The 18,987-nt window shown below is 71.5% G+C and carries 17 protein-coding genes, 2 tRNA genes and 2 pseudogenes; 7 read left to right on the forward strand and 14 right to left on the reverse strand.

From position 1 onward, the window contains the following. Positions 1-101 precede the first annotated feature (101 nt). From ACFVHO_RS20700 to pgsA, 3 genes and pseudogenes are all read right to left on the reverse strand, one after another. The gene (locus tag ACFVHO_RS20700) at positions 102-1,268 is read right to left on the reverse strand and encodes a glycosyltransferase family 4 protein (protein ID WP_385716405.1); all 1,167 of its coding nucleotides are present in this window, start codon (positions 1,266-1,268) and stop codon (positions 102-104) included. After that, positions 1,265-2,200: a phosphatidylinositol mannoside acyltransferase gene (locus ACFVHO_RS20705; RefSeq protein WP_385716408.1), complete on the reverse strand. Its 936-nt coding sequence runs from the start codon at positions 2,198-2,200 to the stop codon at positions 1,265-1,267. Before ACFVHO_RS20705 ends, ACFVHO_RS20700 begins: the two co-directional genes overlap by 4 nt. Next, positions 2,197-2,926 (reverse strand): annotated as a pseudogene (pgsA, locus tag ACFVHO_RS20710) (phosphatidylinositol phosphate synthase). The gene ACFVHO_RS20705 and the pseudogene pgsA overlap by 4 nt, the downstream one beginning before the upstream one ends. A 205-nt stretch (positions 2,927-3,131) precedes the next feature. On the opposite strand from pgsA, the gene ACFVHO_RS20715 reads away from it, so the two are divergent. Continuing rightward, a complete protein-coding gene (locus ACFVHO_RS20715; RefSeq protein WP_385716410.1) occupies positions 3,132-5,339 on the forward strand; it encodes an elongation factor G-like protein EF-G2 in 2,208 nt (735 codons plus the stop codon). A 224-nt stretch (positions 5,340-5,563) separates the two neighbouring features. Beyond that, a complete protein-coding gene (locus ACFVHO_RS20720; protein WP_385716413.1) occupies positions 5,564-7,219 on the forward strand; it encodes a hypothetical protein in 1,656 nt (551 codons plus the stop codon). Positions 7,220-7,327: 108 nt separating this feature from the next. Here the strand turns inward: ACFVHO_RS20720 and ACFVHO_RS20725 are convergent, their stop codons facing one another. Further along, on the reverse strand, positions 7,328-7,888 hold the full coding sequence (locus ACFVHO_RS20725) for an HIT family protein (RefSeq protein WP_385716416.1): 561 nt from the start codon (positions 7,886-7,888) through the stop codon (positions 7,328-7,330). 58 nt (positions 7,889-7,946) lie between these two features. Between ACFVHO_RS20725 and ACFVHO_RS20730 the strand changes: the two genes are divergently transcribed. After that, on the forward strand, positions 7,947-8,642 hold the full coding sequence (locus ACFVHO_RS20730) for a potassium channel family protein (RefSeq protein WP_385716419.1): 696 nt from the start codon (positions 7,947-7,949) through the stop codon (positions 8,640-8,642). 16 nt (positions 8,643-8,658) lie between these two features. Here the strand turns inward: ACFVHO_RS20730 and thrS are convergent, their stop codons facing one another. From thrS to ACFVHO_RS20745, 3 genes are all read right to left on the reverse strand, one after another. Beyond that, a complete protein-coding gene (gene thrS, locus ACFVHO_RS20735; protein ID WP_385716422.1) occupies positions 8,659-10,641 on the reverse strand; it encodes a threonine--tRNA ligase in 1,983 nt (660 codons plus the stop codon). A gap of 171 nt (positions 10,642-10,812) precedes the next feature. Next, positions 10,813-12,042 carry a hypothetical protein gene (locus tag ACFVHO_RS20740; RefSeq protein ID WP_385716638.1) on the reverse strand — a complete coding sequence of 410 codons (1,230 nt, stop codon included), beginning with the start codon at positions 12,040-12,042 and terminating at the stop codon, positions 10,813-10,815. Next, positions 12,039-12,605, reverse strand: coding sequence for a DUF4365 domain-containing protein (locus tag ACFVHO_RS20745; RefSeq protein ID WP_030360522.1), 567 nt, complete (start codon positions 12,603-12,605; stop codon positions 12,039-12,041). The genes ACFVHO_RS20740 and ACFVHO_RS20745 overlap by 4 nt, the downstream gene beginning before the upstream one ends. A gap of 167 nt (positions 12,606-12,772) precedes the next feature. Here ACFVHO_RS20745 and ACFVHO_RS20750 point away from each other — a divergent pair, with 167 nt between their 5' ends. Further along, positions 12,773-13,498, forward strand: a complete 726-nt coding sequence (locus ACFVHO_RS20750; protein WP_385716425.1) for a 3'-5' exonuclease — start codon at positions 12,773-12,775, stop codon at positions 13,496-13,498. Between the two features lie 73 nt (positions 13,499-13,571). Here ACFVHO_RS20750 and ACFVHO_RS20755 read toward each other — a convergent pair. From ACFVHO_RS20755 to ACFVHO_RS20770, 4 genes are all read right to left on the reverse strand, one after another. Beyond that, positions 13,572-13,643, reverse strand: a tRNA-Val gene (locus ACFVHO_RS20755). Positions 13,644-13,682: 39 nt separating this feature from the next. Next, on the reverse strand, positions 13,683-14,129 hold the full coding sequence (locus tag ACFVHO_RS20760) for an SRPBCC family protein (RefSeq protein WP_385716428.1): 447 nt from the start codon (positions 14,127-14,129) through the stop codon (positions 13,683-13,685). 210 nt (positions 14,130-14,339) lie between these two features. Further along, positions 14,340-14,411 (reverse strand) — tRNA-Val (locus ACFVHO_RS20765). Positions 14,412-14,495: 84 nt separating this feature from the next. Further along, entirely contained in the window at positions 14,496-14,942 is a 447-nt protein-coding gene (locus tag ACFVHO_RS20770) for a TIGR02611 family protein (protein WP_385716431.1), read from the reverse strand. Positions 14,943-15,133: 191 nt separating this feature from the next. Between ACFVHO_RS20770 and ACFVHO_RS20775 the strand changes: the two genes are divergently transcribed. Continuing rightward, complete coding sequence (locus tag ACFVHO_RS20775) at positions 15,134-15,547, forward strand: SsgA family sporulation/cell division regulator (protein WP_003959770.1); 414 nt, start codon at positions 15,134-15,136, stop codon at positions 15,545-15,547. 236 nt (positions 15,548-15,783) lie between these two features. Then, positions 15,784-16,365, forward strand: a pseudogene (locus ACFVHO_RS20780) (CGNR zinc finger domain-containing protein); the annotation flags it as partial. Between the two features lie 69 nt (positions 16,366-16,434). Here ACFVHO_RS20780 and ACFVHO_RS20785 read toward each other — a convergent pair. Next, positions 16,435-16,626, reverse strand: a complete 192-nt coding sequence (locus ACFVHO_RS20785) for a hypothetical protein (RefSeq protein WP_385716434.1) — start codon at positions 16,624-16,626, stop codon at positions 16,435-16,437. Positions 16,627-16,963: 337 nt separating this feature from the next. Then, a complete protein-coding gene (locus tag ACFVHO_RS20790; protein WP_385716437.1) occupies positions 16,964-17,425 on the reverse strand; it encodes a hypothetical protein in 462 nt (153 codons plus the stop codon). Positions 17,426-17,620: 195 nt separating this feature from the next. Between ACFVHO_RS20790 and ACFVHO_RS20795 the strand changes: the two genes are divergently transcribed. Further along, entirely contained in the window at positions 17,621-18,139 is a 519-nt protein-coding gene (locus ACFVHO_RS20795) for a DsbA family protein (protein ID WP_385716440.1), read from the forward strand. Between the two features lie 13 nt (positions 18,140-18,152). On the opposite strand, the gene ACFVHO_RS20800 is transcribed toward ACFVHO_RS20795, so the two are convergent. Beyond that, positions 18,153-18,977, reverse strand: coding sequence for a GNAT family N-acetyltransferase (locus ACFVHO_RS20800; RefSeq protein ID WP_385716443.1), 825 nt, complete (start codon positions 18,975-18,977; stop codon positions 18,153-18,155). Between the last annotated feature and the right edge of the window lie 10 nt (positions 18,978-18,987).

Raw genomic sequence — 18,987 nt, forward strand, 5'->3', positions numbered from 1 at the left:
TTCGTCCCCGTCCGCCGGTGGGAGGCTGTCGGCCTCCGGCCTCGTCCTCAAACGCCGGACCGGCTGAAAGTGCCTCCCCCGACCAGGCACTCGCCCCCCGGCTACAACTTGTCCTTCGCCAAGCCGAAGCGTGCTCGCAGGCCCGTGCGTTCGTCCGTCGCCACCGCTGCCGCGCCGTCCGTGACGGTCTCGTAGACGGAGAGGATGTCGGCGCCGACCGTCGACCAGTCGAAGCGGCGTACGTGCTTGGTGCCACGGTCGCGGAGCTCTTCGCGGCGTTCGGGGTCGCGCAGGAGGCGGATGGCCGCGTTGGAGAGGGAGTAGGCGTCCTCGTTGGCGAAGAGGTCGCCCGCGGCGCCCTGGTCGAGGACCTGGGCGAAGGCGTCGAGGTCGCTGGCCAGGACGGGGGCGCCCGCCGACATCGCCTCGACGAGGATGATGCCGAAGCTCTCGCCGCCGGTGTTCGGGGCGACGTACACATCGACGCTGCGCAGCAGCCGCGCCTTGTCCTCGTCGCTGACCATGCCGAGGAACTCCACGCGGGAGCGCAGCTCGGCGGGCAGGGAGGCGACGGCCTCCTCCTCGTCGCCGCGGCCGGCCACCAGGAGGCGCGCGTCGGGGCGGGCCGCGAAGATCCGGGGCAGCGCCCGCATCAGCACCGGCAGGCCCTTGCGGGGCTCGTCGATGCGTCCGATGAAGCCGATCGTCTGGCCCTGCCACTCGGGCTTGGGCTCGGCGCGGGCGAAGAAGTCGACGTCGACGCCGTTGGGGATGACCACCGCGTCGCCGCCCAGGTGCTCCACGAGCGTGCGGCGCGCGTACTCGCTGACCGCGATGCGCGCGCTGATCTTCTCCAAGGCGGGCTGGAGGATCGGATACGCGGCGATCATGGCCCGCGAGCGCGGGTTGGAGGTGTGGAACGTGGCGACGATCGGCCCCTGCGCCGCCCAGCACGTGAGCAGCCCGAGCGACGGCGAGGTCGGCTCGTGGATGTGGATCACGTCAAAGGTGCCGTCGTGCAGCCAGCGGCGTACCCGCGCGGCCGAGATGAATCCGAAGTTCAGCCGCGCCACGGAGCCGTTGTACGGAACCGGAACGGCCCGGCCCGCCGACACCACGTACGGCGGCAGGGGGGTCTCGTCGTCGGCAGGGGCGAGGACGGAGACCTCGTGTCCCAGGCGGATGAGGTGCTCCGCCAGATCGCGGATGTGGAACTGGACGCCGCCCGGCACGTCCCACGAGTAGGGGCAGACGATGCCGACCTTCACGGCGCCCCCTCGGCCGCCCGGCCGTCCGGCGCCTTGGCCGGGTCCAGATCGGCGAGCCACAGGCGCTGGAGCATGTGCCAGTCCTCCGGGTGGTCGGCGATGCCGGTGGCGAAGGCGTCGGCGAGGGCCTGCGTCATGGCGGCCGTCTTCTCGCCGCGCGTCCCCGTCTCGGGCACGTCGACCGGCGGGTGGACGCGGCCGCGCATGATCGGCGAATCGTCGTACCAGAGCGTCACCGGGAGCAGCAGCGCGCCGGTCTGCTGGGCGAGCGCGGCGGGGCCGGCCGGCATCCGCGCGCTCTCGCCGAAGAACTTCACCTCGACGCCGGACGCCGACAGATCGCGGTCGGCGACCAGGCAGACGAGGCCGCCCGCGCGCAGGCGGCGCGCCAGCGTCCCGAAGGCGGAGCCGCCGGTGTGCGGCAGGACCTCCATGCCGAGGCCGCTGCGGTAGGCGACGAAGCGGTCGTACAGGGACTCGGGCTTCTGCCGCTCCTGCACGGTCGTGAACGGCGTCTCGAGCTTCGTGGTGACCCAGGCGCCCGCCAGGTCCCAGTTGCCGAGGTGCGGCAGCGCGAGGATCACGCCCCGGCCCGAGGCCAGGCCGTCGGTGAGGTGGTGCAGATCGTCGGGGACGAAGCCGTTCCTGATGCGGTCCTTGCTCCAGGCGGGCAGCCGGAAGGACTCCATCCAGTACCGCATGTACGACCGCATGCCCGCCTTGGACAGCTCGGCGAGCCGTGCCGGGGACGCGTCGGGCACCACGCGCGCGTAGTTCGCCTCCAGGCGCAGGACGCCCTTGCCGCGCCGCTTCCAGGCGAGGTCGGCGATGGCGCGGCCGAGGCGCACGGCGGCGGGCTCGGGAAGCTTCTTGACCGTGCTCCAGCCGAGGCCGTACAGCGCGTCCGTGAGCTTCTCCGTGGTGGGGCTCATGAAGCCGTCTCGCTCTCCTGGGGCGTCTCGCTGGCGGCCTCCTGGTCCGCCTCCTCCGCCTCGCGGCGCACGGTCACCACGCGCTGCACCAGCGTGACAAGGCTGCCGACGGCGACGATCCACAGGGCGACGGGAAGCAGCACGTCGATGCCGGGAACCCCGAACTTGTGCAGTCCGGCGAAGCCCGCGGCGACCAGCGAGATCACAAGCCGCTCGGCCCGCTCGACCAGGCCGTTGACGGCGACGGGCAGCCCGATCGCCTCGCCGCGCGCCTTCGTGTACGACACGACCTGGCCGCTGGCCAGGCAGAAGATGGAGACCGCGCACAGCACGTTGTCGTCGCCGGACCCCGCGTACCAGAGCGCGAAGCCACCGAAGATCGCGCCGTCCGCGACCCGGTCGAGCGTGGAGTCGAGGAACGCCCCCCACCGGCTGGAGCGGCCGAGCTGGCGCGCCATGTTGCCGTCGACCAGGTCCGAGAACACGAACAGCGTGATGACGACCGTGCCCCAGAAGAACTCTCCCCGGGGGTAGAAGACCAGCGCTCCCGCCACGACACCGGCCGTGCCGATGAACGTCACCGTGTCGGGGCTGACCCCGCGGCGGATGAGAAACGCGGCGAACGGTGTGAGGACACGCGTGAAGAATGCACGCGCGTACTTGTTCAGCATGGCCTTCCCGAGGGTCGGTGCCCATGGCGGCCCCGTTGGCCACCGGCTGGCCCATCGTAGTCACGCCCGCGACACACCGGCTCGCCCCCTCACGATCGCGTACGACGTATGGACGCACCGTGACACGAGTGCAAAGCTCGAAAGCACCGCGGGCGTCGCCGGAGCCGCCTCCGCACGCGGGTCCCGTGTGTCCGCGCACAGCCAGCATCCCTGAGGGGGCTGAGCCTCCTCATCCATGCGCGTAACCGGGAGGCCAAGGCATGGGCGACAAGGCGAATGCACACCCCGGAGCCGCCGGCAGGGCAGCGACGGCCGACCATCCCGCGTCCGTACGGAATGTGGTGCTGGTCGGCCACAGCGGATCGGGCAAGACGACTCTGGTGGAAGCCCTCGCGCTGACCGCGGGGGCGGTGAACCGGGCGGGCCGGGTGGAGGACGGCACCTCGGTCTCGGACTACGACGACATCGAGCACCGCCAGCAACGCTCCGTACAGCTGTCCCTCGTCCCCGTCGAATGGGGCGGCTACAAGATCAACATCCTGGACACACCGGGATACGCCGACTTCGTCGGTGAACTGAGGGCCGGTCTGCGCGCCGCGGACGCGGCCCTTTTCGTCGTCTCGGCGGCGGAGGGCGCGGAAGGCATCACCGGCGCGACCCGCATGGTGTGGGAGGAGTGCGCCGCGGTCGGCATGCCGCGGGCCATCGTGGTCACGCACCTGGAGGCGGCGCGCGCCGACTTCACGGACATGACGCGGGCCTGCGCCGAGGCCTTCGGCGCCGACGACCCCGACGCCGTACTGCCGCTGTACCTGCCGCTCCACGGCGAGCAGGGCCCAGACGGGCACGCGCCCGTCACCGGCCTGGTCGGACTGCTCTCGCAGCGGGTCTTCGACTACGCGTCGGGCGAACGCAAGGAGTCCGAACCGGGCGCCGACCAGCTACCGGTGATCGAGGAGGCGCGCAACAAGCTCATCGAGGGGATCATCGCCGAGAGCGAGGACGAGTCCCTGATGGACCGCTATCTCAGCGGTGAGGACATCGACTACGAGACCCTCGTCCAGGACCTGGAACGAGCCGTCGCGCGCGGCATCTTCCACCCGGTGCTAGCCGCCGCCCCCGCCGCCGAGGGCGCCCGCCAGGGCATCGGCACCGTCGAACTCCTGGAGCTGATCACCGGCGGCTTCCCCACCCCTCTGGAGCACCCGGCCCCAGCGGTCACCACCCCCGCGGGAAAGCCCCGCCCGGCCCTCACCTGTGACCCCGAGGGACCCCTCGCCGCCGAAGTGGTCAAGACCGCGTCCGACCCCTACGTCGGCCGGATCTCGCTGGTCCGCGTCTTCTCCGGGACCCTGCGTCCCGACGAGACCGTGCACGTGTCAGGTCACGGCCTCGCCGACCGGGGCCACGAGGACCACGACGTCGACGAGCGCGTGGGCGCCCTGTCCTCGCCGTTCGGCAAGCAGCAGCGCACGCTCAGCCAGGCCATCGCGGGCGATCTGGCCTGCGTCGCCAAGCTCGGCCGCGCCGAGACCGGCGACACCCTCTCCGCCAAGGACGACCCGCTCCTGATGGAGCCCTGGGACATGCCCGACCCGCTGCTCCCGCTCGCCATCGAGGCACACAGCAAGCCCGACGAGGACAAGCTCTCCCAGGGTCTGTCCCGCCTCGTCGCCGAGGACCCGACGATGCGGCTCGAACAGAACCAGGACACCCACCAGGTGGTCCTGTGGTGTCTGGGCGAGGCCCACGCGGACGTCGCCCTGGAGCGGCTGCGCCACCGCTACGGCGTGCAGGTCGACCTCGTACCGCACAAGGTGTCCCTGCGGGAGACGTTCGGGGGCAAGGCCTCCGGGCGCGGCCGCCATGTGAAGCAGTCGGGCGGCCACGGGCAGTTCGCGATCTGCGAGATAGAGGTGGAGCCGCTGCCCGGCGGCAGCGGCATCGAGTTCGTCGACAAGGTCGTCGGCGGCGCGGTGCCCCGGCAGTTCATCCCGTCCGTGGAGAAGGGCGCGCGGGCTCAGGCGGCCAAGGGGGTCGCGGCCGGCTATCCGCTCATCGACGTGCGCATCACCCTGCTCGACGGCAAGGCGCACTCGGTGGACTCCTCCGACGCCGCGTTCCAGACGGCGGGCGCGCTGGCGCTGCGGGAGGCGGCCGCGGACGCCACCATCCATCTGCTCGAACCCGTCGCCGAGGTGCGCGTCCTCGTCGGCGACGAGCACGTGGGCTCGGTCATGAGCGATCTGTCCGGGCGGCGCGGCCGCGTCGTGGGCACCGAACAGGCTCCGGGCGGCCGCACCCTGGTCCGGGCCGAGGTGCCCGAGATCGAGATCGGCCGGTACGCGGTGGACCTGCGCTCCCTGTCCCAGGGCACCGCGCGCTTCAGCCGGTCCTACGCCCGGCACGAACCGATGCCCGCCCAGCTGTCCCAGAGGATCCGTGAACAGGCCGAGAACGGCGTCTAGTTGACCCGACCGGCCGCGATGCCGCCCGCCCGGAGCCCGTCCGGCGGGCGGCATTTCACGGCCCCCTGCCGGATGTCAGTGCGCACCGATACGCTGATGACCTGATCAAAAGCTGTACCGGCGAGGTCAACAGGTGTGCCGGGCAACGCAGTCGGGAATCTCGGGAAACAACGCAGTCGGGAAGAGCCGTGGCGCCAGGGGCGGTGCGGCGTTGGGGGCGGCAGGTGGCGGACGACGTATTCGACTTCAGGCCAGGGGCCCAGGTCCCGCTGTCGGGCGCCGCAGGGCAGACCGCGGCGACCCATGCCCTGGCGTCGGCGGCGTATCGCGACGGCGAGGTCGACGACATCCTCAAGGCCAACAGCGACTGGCACAAATCCGTGGTCAAGCCCGGACTGTGGTCGCTGTGCAAGCCCAGCCTCGGCGAGGCCTTCTCGCGGACCGTGCAGGTGCGGATGCTCGGCGGCGCCCGCGCGGCGCTCATCCAGTCGTTCGGCACCGAACCGCAGGCGGTCGTCGAGCACTGCCTGGCGGCCAACCGCATCCGCAGGCAGCGCGACAGCTGGCTCACGGCCGTCATGGCGCTCTGCGGGCTGCTCTTCCTGCCGGGCCTGCTCGCCTGGCTCCTGGTGTTCACCGCCCGCCGGTGGATCTCCAAGCAGAAGGACAAGCGCACGCAGGCCATCGCCACGGCCATCCTCGTCGCCCTCGGCGTCCTCGTCGTGCTGCTCCTGATCAAGCTGCCCTTCGGCGGCTTCTGGGCCTGGTATCTGCGGATCTGCCCCATCGTGCCCGTGCTCGGCTGGTTCTGGGCCAAGCATGTCGCCGAGGGCACCGCCAAGGACCTGCGGGACCGCTGGAGCAGCCTGCTCGCGGGCGGCGGCATCGGCGCCAAGATCCCCGAGGCGGTCCCCGGCAGTCCCGGCGAGACCGCGGCCGAGCGGCTGCGCCAGGGCCTCGCCCGGCTCTCCGCCGAGCAGCAGTCCAACTCCGTCTTCTACGCCGGGCCCAAGGGAATACTGGGCATGGGCACGCGCTGGGGCAGCTGGCAGCTCGCCGAGGAGCTGACCCCCCGCGAAGAGGGCAAGGAGATCAACCCGTTCCGCAGCTGGGACGTCATACGCGCGGTGCACGACCAGCTCCGCATGCTGGAGCGCGGCCCCCTGCACACCGGCGGCTTCCCCAAGCCGTCGATAAAGCACTGGGTCGTCACCCCCATCGGCGAGAACGCGGGATCGGTCTCCCGCCCCTCCGGCACCGACGTGGACGCCTTCCAGATCAAGGGCCACGAGATACAGCGCATCTGCAACGAGCAGCAGTTCGGCAGCGGTGACCGGCACTATCTGGGCGTCCAGTTCACCCTCTGGGACGGCCAGTTGGTGATCACCATGCTGATCACGGTCACCGTGCTGCACGAGACCCTGCGCATCGAGGTCACCGGGCACGCCCTCGGCCCGGTGCACTCGCTGTTCACCAGCAAGCCCTCCCCCAAGACCAAGACGGTCAGCAAGACCGTGAAGTTCTGGGAGACCAAGACCCAGCAACTGCCGCTCGTGGACGCCCAGGAGGTGGTGCGCCTCGCCGTGCGCGCCCCCTTCACCTGGTATCCGCCGATGCTGGACTACCTGGGCGGCAAGCTCGTCCTGCCCGAGCCGTTCGGCCTCCGCCACGCCTGGGCCGACAAGCCGTGGCGGCACCGCTTCATGGCCGACGACGCGCTGCGCGCGGCCACGCCGGTGCTGCGCGTCGTGCACTCGGCGGCCATCAAGGTCCTGGAGGAGAACGGCGTGAACACCGACCGCTTCAGCGGCCGCGCCACGTTCCTCAGCGGGGCGGTGCAGGACCCCATGCCGCGCAACGCCGACGTGTACGGCGCCTAGACCCGGCCACGGAAGGAGGGGCGGCGCGATCGGATCGCGCCGCCCCTCCTTCCGTGCATCCGGGCACTGGCCGTACCTCCGGGCACTGGGCCGCGGGCCATCCGGGCGTCACGCCACGGGCCACGCCTCCGCCAGCATCTTGCGGGTGTCGGCGAGCAGTTGGGGCAGCACCTTGGTGTGGCCGACGACCGGCATGAAGTTGGTGTCGCCGCCCCAGCGCGGCACGATGTGCTGGTGCAGATGGGCGGCGATGCCGGCGCCCGCGACGGTGCCCTGGTTCATGCCGATGTTGAAGCCGTGCGCCCCGGAGGCGGTGCGCAGCGCCGTCATCGCCTGCTTGGTCAGCTCGCCGAGCTCGACGGTCTCCGGGCCGGTCAGCTCCGTGTAGTCGGCGACGTGGCGGTAGGGCACCACCATCAGGTGGCCGCCGTTGTACGGGTAGAGGTTCAGCACCGCGTAGACCTGCTCGCCGCGGGCGACCACCAGCCCGTCCTCGTCCGATTTCGCCGGGATCGAGCAGAAGGGGCAGCCGTCGTCCGCCCCTGGACCGGTGGGCTTGTTCTCGCCCTGGATGTACGCCATCCGGTGAGGCGTCCACAGGCGCTGGAACGCGTCCTGCGTCCCCACTCCGATCTGCTGCTCCGGCTCAATCGTCATGCTGTGCAGCATATGACTTCGCCCGTTCGCAGCGTGTCGCCGGGGCGGACCCCGGGGTCAGACTGGGGCGATGACCCCAAACAGCGCCCGGCCGGCGCCGGAGCAGGCGGTGGCCCGCTGGGAGCGCCGGGCCGAGGTCCCGCTGGCCGTGGCGTCCCTGGTCTTCCTCGTCGCGTACGCGGTGCGGGTCCTCGCCCAGGACCTGCCGCCGGCCTGGCGCGCGGCCTGCCTCTCGCTCGCGCTGGCCGCGTGGGCGGTCTTCGCGGTCGACTACGCGGTGCGCTGGCGCCTGAGCGGACAGGGACTCGGCTTCGCGCACACCCATCTGCTCGACACCGTGGTGCTCCTGCTGCCCCTGCTGCGGCCGCTGCGCGTCGTGCGGATCTACGACGCGGTGCGCCGCCGCCACGCCCGCCCGCGCCTCGCGCTCTACGCCCGGGTGATGTTCTACGCGGGCCTGTCCGTGCTCCTGCTCGGCTTCGCCGGGGCGCTCGCGGTCTACGACCTGGAGCACGCGACGCCGGACGCCACGATCCGCACCTTCGGGGACGCGGTGTGGTGGACGTGCGCGACGCTCGCCACGGTCGGGTACGGGGATGTGGCGCCGGTGACGCCGCTCGGCAGGCTCGTCGCGGTCGGCCTGATGGGGTGCGGGCTCGCGCTGCTCGGGGCCGTGACGGGATCGTTCTCGTCGTGGCTGCTCCAGGTCTTCGCGCGCGAGGACGACGGGAGGCCCCCGGGGAGTTCGTCCCCGGGGGCCTCCTGAGGCGTCGTGCGCGGCGTCAGACCTGGACGCGCTCCTCGACGACCTTCACGATCTTCGCGATGGCCTCGTCGACCGGGATGCCGTTCTCCTGCGAGCCGTCGCGGTAGCGGAAGGACACGGCGCCGTGCTCCATGTCCTCGTCGCCCGCGATGACCATGAAGGGCACCTTGGCCTTCTGCTGGTTGCGGATCTTCTTCTGCATGCGGTCCGAGGAGGCGTCCACCTCGACCCGCAGGCCCTGGGCGCGCGCCTTCTCGGCGAACTCGCGCAGGTAGGGGATGTGGGCGTCGCCGATCGGGATGCCGACGGCCTGCACCGGGGCCAGCCAGGCCGGGAACGCGCCCGCGTAGTGCTCGAGGAGCACGCCGAAGAACCGCTCGATGGAGCCGAACAGGGCGCGGTGCAGCATGACGGGCTGCTGACGCGAGCCGTCCGCCGCGGTGTACTCGAGGCCGAACCGCTTGGGCTGGTTGAAGTCGACCTGGAGGGTCGACATCTGCCAGGAGCGGCCGATCGCGTCCTTCGCCTGGACGGAGATCTTCGGGCCGTAGTAGGCGGCGCCGCCCGGGTCGGGCACCAGCGGAAGGCCCTGCTTCTCGGCGGCCAGGCGCAGCGCCTCGGTGGCCTCCGCCCAGTCCTCGTCGGAGCCGATGAACTTGTCGGACTCCGGGTCGCGGGTGGACAGCTCCAGCTCGAACTCGTTCAGGCCGTAGTCGCGCAGCAGGTCGAGGACGAAGGTGAGGAGCTTGTCCAGCTCGTCCGCCATCTGCTCCTTGGTGCAGTAGATGTGCGAGTCGTCCTGGGTGAAGCCGCGCGAGCGGGTCAGGCCGTGCACGACGCCCGACTTCTCGTAGCGGTACACGGTGCCGAACTCGAAGAGGCGCAGCGGCAGTTCGCGGTAGGACCGCCCGCGCGACTTGAAGATCAGGTTGTGCATCGGGCAGTTCATGGCCTTGAGGCGGTAGTTCTGCCCGTCGAACTCGATGGGCGGGAACATGCCCTCGGCGTAGTGCGGCAGGTGCCCCGAGGTCTCGAAGAGGTGCTCCTTCGAGATGTGCGGGGTGTTCACGAACTCGTAGCCGGTCTCCTCGTGGCGGCGCCGCGAGTAGTCCTCCATCACCTTGCGGACCACGCCGCCCTTGGGGTGGAAGACCGCGAGGCCGGGGCCGAGCTCCTCCGGGAAGGAGAACAGGTCCAGCTCCGCGCCGAGCTTGCGGTGGTCGCGCTTCTCGGCCTCGGCGAGGAACTCCAGGTGCGCCTTCAGCTCGTCCTTGGACGGCCACGCGGTGCCGTAGATGCGCTGGAGCTGGGGGTTCTTCTCGCTGCCTCGCCAGTAGGCGGCGGCGGAGCGCATCAGCTTGAACGCCGGGATGTTGCGGGTGGTGGGCAGGTGCGGACCGCGGCAGAGGTCCTTCCAGCACAGCTCGCCGGTCTTGGCGTCGATGTTGTCGTAGATGGTCAGCTCGCCGGCGCCCACCTCGGCGTCCGCGCCGTCGGCGGCGTTCGCGGCGTTGCCCTTGAGGCCGATGAGCTCCAGCTTGTACGGCTCGTCGGCGAGCTCGACGCGGGCGTCGTCGTCGTTGGTGACGCGGCGCGCGAAGCGCTGGCCGCGCTTCTGGATCTCCTGCATCTTCTTCTCGACGCGCTTGAGGTCCTCCGGGGTGAAGGGCTCGGCGACGTCGAAGTCGTAGTAGAAGCCGTCACGGATGGGCGGGCCGATGCCGAGCTTGGCCTCCGGGAAGAGCTCCTGCACGGCCTGCGCCATCACGTGCGCGGTGGAGTGCCGGAGGATGTTCAGGCCGTCCTCGGAGGAGATCTCGACGGGCTCGACGACCTCGCCGTCGGCGACCGCGTACGCCAGGTCCTTCAGCTCGCCGCCCACGCGGGCCGCGACGACGGTGCGCTCGCCGTCGAACAGGTCGGCGGCCGTGGTGCCCGTGGTCACCACGCGTTCTTCCCGCTCGGAATCGCGTTGGATGATCACACGGACGTCTGACACCGGTTTCTCCTGCCTGAAGGGGGCTGCCCTGCTGGAAGCGGGCCGCACAGATCTGCTCCTGCGCGCGCAACGAATCGTACCGAGCCCCCGGGGCCCATCGCGAAACGGATAACCGCGCCGCCCGCCCGTCCGGGCTCCGCCGCGCCCTCCGGAACGCCCGGCCCGCGCCCCTCAGTCCCCGCTGCACGCCTCCTCGAAGAAGTCCAGGTTCTCCTGGAGCGACTTCATCAGGCGGTCCCGCTCGGCCTCGTCGACCTGCACCGGCACCACCTCGGCCGCCTCCGTGAGCCTGCGGAAACCGCCCCTGCTCTCGAGCCGCCCCTGCACCCGGATCGGCAGCCCGACCAGATGCGCCTGCCCCGCGATGCGGTAGTCCTCCTCGTCGAGCGCCATCCGCACATGCGGGACCTCCGCGCCCGCGAGCACCCGCACCCGCACCGTCCCCGCCCCTCGCGGCCCCGAGCGCCGCATGCGCACCACGGCCCCGGTGATCCGCACCGGAATCGACGGCTCCGCACGCAGGTAGCGGGCGCTTGCCTCGCGCAGCACGGGCAGGTCCCCGGGCGAGAACTCGACGGGCCCGGCGGCCGCGGCACAGCCGTCGGGCACCCCGGCGGCGGGCGACCAGGACACTTCGACCCGGGCGCCCTCGGTGCCGCGGACCAGGGCGACGACGGCCTCGACCAGTTCATGGCTGACGCCCGCGGCGACGGCGCCGTCGAAGGCGTCCATGCCGCCGGTGGCCCGCCGGTAGTCGACGGCCTCGCGGGCGGCGTACAGCGCCTGGTGCAGCCGCACGGCGAGCGGCCGCCCGGCGGCGACCGGGACGAACGCGGTCAGGCGCCGCCCGCCGGGAGCGGGCCCGACGAGGATGTCCTCCAGGAGGGCGGTGGCGGTGCGGCGGTGGCGCGCGCCGTAGTACCCGGCCCGGGCCCGCGCGGCGAGCGCCCCGGCGAGCAGCATCTGGCGCGCGGCGGCGCGCAGGCGTTCCTCGACGGTCCAGGACGCGGTGTCGGCGGGCCCGCTCGGCACGTCGCGCCACCAGCGGATCTCGTCGCTCGGCACGGTGAGCGAGACCAGGACGTCCCGGGCGGACGGCGAGGAGCTGCGGGCGAGCGCTGTCAGGGCCTCGCCGATCAGGTCCTCGCAGTCGGGGAAGGAGCGGCTCTCCGGCACGAGCAGGCTGGTGCCGCCGCTGCCGGGTCCCGGTGGGGTCCAGCGGGAGTAGCGGCCGGCGGCGCCGCCGCGGCGGCGCCAGCCGTGCCGGTCGAGCAGCGCGCCGAGCACGGCCGGGTCGATCTGGCCGGGTGCGGGCGGCCCGGACCAGAGGCCGGGGGCGTGGACGGGGTGGGGCCGGGGGCCGCGTGGCGGCGCGGGCTCGTCGATCGGGCGGTGCATCAGGGTCTCCCTCCCGTCCCGACCCGCGTCATGATCTCGCAGAGCGCGCGGTCGTCGAAGATCCGCGAGGTCGGGACACGGACGGTGGTCCTTCGCCTGCCCGTCACCGGGTGTCCGGCGAGGTTGGTCCAGTAGCAGCAGTGCCGCAGGTCGAGCCGGTCGTGTCCGGCGCGCAGCCAGTCGTCGCGGGAGCGGGGCACGATCATCACGACCAGGATCTTGTGCACCGACACGGGGGTGCGGGCGAGCTTCTCCAGGTGCGCGTTGTCCAGGGTGAAGGAGAAGGCGGGGCCCGCCGGCCGGGGCGGTATCTGGTACGTGCACTTGAGCTGCACCTTGATGGTGACTTCGTCGTCGACCGTGTGCCCGGGGGCGCTGTGGCTGACGTGCCAGTCGATGCCGTTGTCCGGAAAGGGCTGGGAGAGCGAGCACCCCGCCGCCGCGGCGACGGCGTGCAGATAGCCCACCTGAAGGGTCTCCATACAGGCGGTGGTGGCGAGTGTGCCGCGCGGCGGTGCGATCCGCTCGGGCAGCAGCCCGCCCTGTTCGGGCTGCGCGAGCGCCATGTTCAACAAGCCTTCCGAACCAGACGTTTCCCCGCTCGGGCCGGTCGATGTCCTGGCCCTGTACCTGTGTTGTCTCCGGGCCGGGTTCGGCGCAAACGGCCCGGGTATCACCAGCGTGGGCAGTTACGCAGGTCAACTGCCGGAGCTGAACGAGGAGTTGCGTCAGGATGACGTGCTGGTACGAGGGGCCATTGGCCGCATTCGACACAGAGACCACGGGTGTCGACGTCGAGACCGACCGAATCGTGTCGGCCGCCGTCGTCGTTCAGAACGGCGCGGGGGCCCGGCCCCGTGTCACCCGATGGCTGGTGAACCCGGGCGTTCCGGTGCCCGCCGCCGCGACCGCGGTGCACGGGCTCACCCAGGAGCATCTGGAGCGCAACGGCCGCTGGCCGGCTCCGGTGATGGAGGAGATAGGGCGCGAGCTGGCGGAGCAGGGCGCGGCGGGCCGGCCCCTTGTGGTCATGAACGCTCCGTTCGATCTGACGCTGTTCGACCGGGAGTTGCGCAGGCATCGCGCCTCGTCGCTCGCGCGGTATCTGGAGAGCCGTCCGCTGTGCGTGCTGGATCCGCGGGTCCTGGACCGCCATCTGGACCGCTATCGCAAGGGCCGCCGCACGCTGTCGGACCTGTGCGAGCACTACGAGGTGGAGCTGACGGGCGCACACGACGCGGCGGCCGACGCGCAGGCCGCACTGGATGTCGTCCGTGCGGTGGGACGCCGTTTCTCGGCCCGCCTCGACCGCCTGTCCCCCGCCGAGCTGCACACGTTGCAGGCGGTGTGGCACGCGGCCCAGGCGCGCGGGCTGCAGGCGTGGTTCGCGCGCAGTGGTACGCCGGAGACGGTCGATCCCGCGTGGCCGCTGCGGCCCGAACTGCCCGCCGCCGCCTGAGCGTCGGGGTGCCGCCCGCCGGGTGCGGGCATGAAAAAACCGGTCCGTCTGGGACGGACCGGGATTCTCCGGGTGGGCGATACTGGGTTCGAACCAGTGACCTCTTCGGTGTGAACGAAGCGCTCTCCCACTGAGCTAATCGCCCGGGAACGCACTGAACAATACAGGTCCGGGCGCCGTTGGTTCAAACCGCTTCCAGGTACGCGACGAGCCCCCGCCGCCCCGACCGCATCATCAGGGCGTGGTTGACGAGGAACAGGGGTCGGCCGGGTATGGCGAGGCGTCGCATCAGGGCCTTGCGGACGTCGACCTCCTGGTCGTAGCGCGCCCTGGTGCCGCCGTCGGCCGCGGCGATCGTCCAGCGCGCCCAGCCGTCGAGGTCGCCGGTCATGGCGATCTCCAGGACGCCCCGGTCCGGGTCGCGGCGGCTCTCCTCGGCGGTGACGACGATGTCGTACGGGAGCAGCGAGCGCAGGCGCGCGGTGCCGGTGCGGTCGTCGAGGGGGGTCACGGCGCGCACCTGTGGCCACCAGCGCGGGTAGTCCTCCGCCTGCTCCAGGACGGCGTACACCGTCTCGGGTGCGGCGGGCAGATTCCATACGCTGCGGAAGCGGTAATGGCACCAGTCCATGGGACCAGTCTGGGGCCGGGTCGATTTCCGCGCGACCGAGCCGACGGATCGTCAACTCGCAGAAATAGGAACGAGTTATTCCGGAAGGCTCGCACGGGGTGTGAATTCCATGAAAGGCCGTCACATACGGCCACGCATACGACCGGTATGCGGTCGGACATACGACAGTGGCCCGGAGGCTGTTTCCAGCCTCCGGGCCACAATCCCGGGTGGGCGATACTGGGTTCGAACCAGTGACCTCTTCGGTGTGAACGAAGCGCTCTCCCACTGAGCTAATCGCCCGGGCGCAGAGAGAACATTACCCCATGTCAGAGGGTGCCCCCGACCACCCCGAGCGGGGCGGTGCGCACCCCGACGGGGCCCGCCTCACTGATCGTTGATCTTCCAGGGCATCTGGATGCCGAACTTCCACAGATAGATCCCGCCGAGGGCCCCGACGATCACGAGGGCGATGCTCGTGAGGATGATGTTGCGGCGCCGGACGCGGGGGTCGAGGGCGCGCTGCGCGGCCTCGGTGACCTTCCGCTTCGTCCAGCGGAGCACCAGCTGGGCCCAGACGAACTCGGTCGCCCAGATCGCCATGCCGCCGAAGATCACGACCCAGCCCGGTCCCGGCAGGGGCAGCATGATGATGCCGGCGACGACCACCGCCAGACCCACGATGAAGACGCCGACCTGCCAGCTCAGGTGCAGCGTCCGGCGGGCCTTGATGAACTCCGGCGCCTTGGACCCGAAGGGCTTCTCGGCTTTGACCTGCTCGGCCACGTCGTCGATGGCGTCGGCCACCTTCGACTCGTCACTCCCCGTATTCATGCCGCCAAACCTTACCGGACAGAAACCCGTCACCGGAATGGCCGTACGAACCAATCGGACAGTCCGCCATACGAGCCACCTAAAGACACCCAAAACTCCCAGAGGGGTTTACAACGGCACCGTAGGTGGCATGTCGATTTCGCCGACGTGCGAATCCCCGAGCGCACACTGAGCGAAAGGCCCTGGCGCTTATGAACACCACGGTCAGCTGCGAGCTGCACCTGCGCCTCGTTGTGTCGAGCGAGTCCTCACTGCCTGTACCCGCAGGACTGCGGTATGACACGGCCGATCCCTATGCCGTGCACGCCACCTTCCACACCGGAGCCGAGGAAACAGTCGAATGGGTGTTTGCCCGCGACCTCCTCGCCGAGGGCCTGCACCGGCCCACCGGCACCGGCGACGTCCGCGTCTGGCCGTCCCGCAGCCACGGTCAGGGCGTCGTCTGCATCGCCCTGAGCTCCCCCGAGGGTGAGGCTCTGCTCGAGGCCCCGGCGCGGGCCCTGGAATCGTTTCTGAAGCGTACCGACGCGGCCGTGCCGCCCGGCACCGAACACCGCCACTTCGATCTCGACACGGAGCTCTCGCACATTTTGGCCGAAAGCTAGTCCGGCCACGGTCCGGGAGCGCAGGGCGCCGTCCGACTCGGGGCGACGGCGCGGGTACGACAACGACATATCGGCAGGCAGCAGGCACCGGCGCCGGTGTCGCGGATTTCCGCGGCGCCGGCGCCGTGGCGTGCGCGGCGCGAGCCGCTAGCATCGGCCAGCACCGGGCGGGCGCCCGTCCCCGCGCTCTTCATGAGCAGGGGAGAGCCCGCCACCCACAGGCCAGGGAGCGAATCGTGCTGATCACCCACGACACCCGGTGCGCGCTCGACGCCGTGGTCGATCTGGTGAACTCCGCGCCAGACGAAGAGGGCGCCGCGACCCCGGAGAGCGGCGCGGCCGTCGACGGGCTCGCGGACGTCGCGGCTCTGAACGAGTTCGTGAAGCGCAACGCGATCAGCGACGTCGGCGTGCTCACGGAACGGGACCTGGCGGGTGTGCACCACATCCGCGGCCGTTTCGCCGAGGTCTTCGCGGCCGCCGAGCCGCATGTGGCGGCGACCCTGATCAACGAGCTGATCGCGGCCGCGGGCACCACGCCGCGCCTGACCGACCACGACGGCTACGACTGGCACGTGCACTACTTCGCGCCTGGCGCCTCCGTCGCCGACCACCTGGCGGCCGACTGCGGGATGGCGCTGGCCTTCTTCGTCGTCGCGGGCGAACAGGAACGGCTGCGCCGGTGCGAGGCGCCGGACTGCCGCCGGGCCTTCATCGACCTCTCCCGCAACCGTTCGCGCCGCTACTGCGACAGCCGCACCTGCGGGAACCGGCTGCACGTGGCCGCGTACCGGGCCCGTCGCAGGGAGGCCGCGGGCCTCGAACAGGACGGGCAGGAGCCCCCAGAGCCCGCACCACCCGCGTCGCCGTCGCCGTCGCCGTCGCCGCTAGAGCAGCAGCAGGTCGTGCAGTGAGGCCATGAGCAGCAGGCCCCCGATCACCGCCAGGAAGATCATCAGCGGTGGCTGGGAGAGCGCGAAGAGACAGCCTCGCGGTTCGTCGGCGCTCGCGCGCCGCTCGGCGGCGGTTTCCCGCTCGTCGAGCGGGGCGGGATCGCTCTGTGGGGTGGTGTCCAGCATCTCGCGGTGATGATGACGCAGCGCGGAGGGCGCCGCTTACAACACGCGCGGATCGTGGGGGAGTTCGCCGCATTCCGTGACCTTGGCGGGCCTGTCGTGGCGCACCTGCGAACGGTGTCCGTGGATACGCTCGAACGAGGTCCCGGAATGTGGAACGCGGGGTGGAGCGCGCGCCGCGAGCCATGCTCCGGAAGTGCTCCCGTCGTCGCTCCGTCAGTGCCCCGCCCGCGCTCCGGTCGCCGCTCCGTCAGCGCTCCGAACAGACGGCTCCGTCAGCGCTCCGGACGGGGCGGGACAGGGCGGGACGAGGCGCGCTCCGTCAGCGCTCTGCGACGCCTCAGATGCCGTGCTTCTTCAAGATGGCCTCGATGTCGCTGAAGTCCTCGCCGCCCGCGGCCTTCTTCTGCTTCTGCTTGGCGGCGGGGGCGACCTGCGGGCGCCCGGACGCCCCGGACGGGCCCAGGGACGGGGCGGAAGCGGCGGGGGCGACGGCCTCGCGCTGGGCGGCCTTCGCCGCGGCCCTGCGCTCCTTGCGGGTGCCGCCGGAGCGGCGCTCCGCGGCGCGGGTGGCCAGGAACAGCAGCCAGGCCGCGCCGAGGACGCCGAAGCCCGTCCAGGCGACCGGGCTGAAGGCCGTCTCGGCGGCCCACTCCACGGCCCCGGTCATGACCAGACCGAGAGGGACCAGGGAGTACGCGGCCAGGCGTGCGGCGGCGAGGAAACGCTTGCGGTAGGCCGTGACGGCCGCGATGCCGAGGCCGGCCGCGGCTACGGCGGAGCAGATGGTCTCGGCAATCATCCCGGTCCTCCAGGCGTGCGGGCGCGGTGCGGTGTCGCTGGTGTCCCCTCCATCCTGCACCTGGTGGGGCGCCGGAAGCCATCGTCACCGAGGACATCAGGGAGATATCCGGGTCACGGCTCCTCCCCAGGTGCCGGTGGGCGGCACCCCGGGTCCCGGTTGGGGCCCGCCACCACGGACTGGGACACTGTGACCATGAGCGACTCCTCCCCCACGGCCCCCGCCGTCCCCCTCGTCATCGACGTCTGGTGCGAACTGCAGTGCCCCGACTGCCGCACCGCCCTGGACGACGTGAGCGCCCTGCGCGCCCGCTACGGCGACCGTGCCGAGCTGCGCCTTCGCCACTTCCCCCTGGAGAAGCACAAGCACGCCTTCGCCGCCGCGCAGGCCGCCGAGGAGGCCCTGGCGCAGGGGAAGGGCTGGGAGTACGTCGAGGCGGTCCTGGACCGGGTCGAGGACCTGGACCGTACGGGCGAACCCCTCCTGGTCGAGGTGGCGCGCGAACTCGGTCTGGACGCCGAGGAGTTCGACACCGCGCTGATCGACGGCCGGCACATCCTGATCGTCGACGCCGACCAGGCCGAGGGCAAGGCGATCGGCGTCACCGGGACGCCGACGTACGTCGTGGGCGGGGAGCGTATGGACGGCGGCAAGAGCCAGGACGGCCTGCGCGAGCGCGTCGAGGAGATCGCCGACCGCCTCCTCGCCGGATAGCGGCCGCCCGCGCCTAGAGCAGCTGCTTGTACACGGAGTACGCCGTCGCCTCGTAGCCGAGGGACTCGTACAGGCTCAGGGCCGGGGTGTTCCCCGCGAAGACGTTCAGGCCGACGCGGTCCTTGCCCGCCTCCAGGCACTGCCGTTCGGCGAGGAGCATCAGGGCGCGGCCGTATCCCCGGCCGCGGTGCTCGCCGCGGACCTCGATGTCGTACACGTAGATCTCACTGCCGCGCTCCGCGATCCACAGGGTGCCGACGATCTCGTCCGCGTGGAGCAGGACGCTGAGCCGGGCCCCGGGGGTCGCGAGGCCGTCGGCCAGGGAACTACTCATGTCCGCATCGGCCTTGGCGTGCGCCTGCGCCGCCGGTACGCCCCGGTCGATCCAGTCCTGCGCGTAGGCCTCCTTGGAGTGCGCGAACCACGCCGCGTACTCCTCCTCCGTCATGGCGCGTGCCGTCGTGCCCTCCGGCAGCTCGGGCGGGCTCAGGGGCAGCGGCTTGGCCAGCTGGCGGTTGCGCTCCACATAGCCGAGTGCCGTGGCCAGGGCGAGGGCGCCGGGGGCTCCCGCGGGCACGGACGCCTCGATCCGGCGGCAGCCCCAGCCGCGCGCGACCTCCTCGGCGGCGAGCGCCGCCACCGTGGCGCGGCCCCGCCTGCGGTCGGGGGTCTCGATGCGCAGGTCCAGGATCTCAGCGACGTCCGGTCCGAAGACGGCGCTCGTGGCCAGCTTTATCCGGCCGACGGGGCGGCTGTTCACGCACACGTCGTAGTCGCGCGACTTGGCGCCCTTGGAGCTCTCGTGGAGCGGCCCGGACGGCCGCAGGGTCGTGGTCATCACGGGAGTT

It is taken from the genome of Streptomyces sp. NPDC127108 (genome assembly GCF_042677545.1).
Taxonomy (GTDB): domain Bacteria; phylum Actinomycetota; class Actinomycetes; order Streptomycetales; family Streptomycetaceae; genus Streptomyces.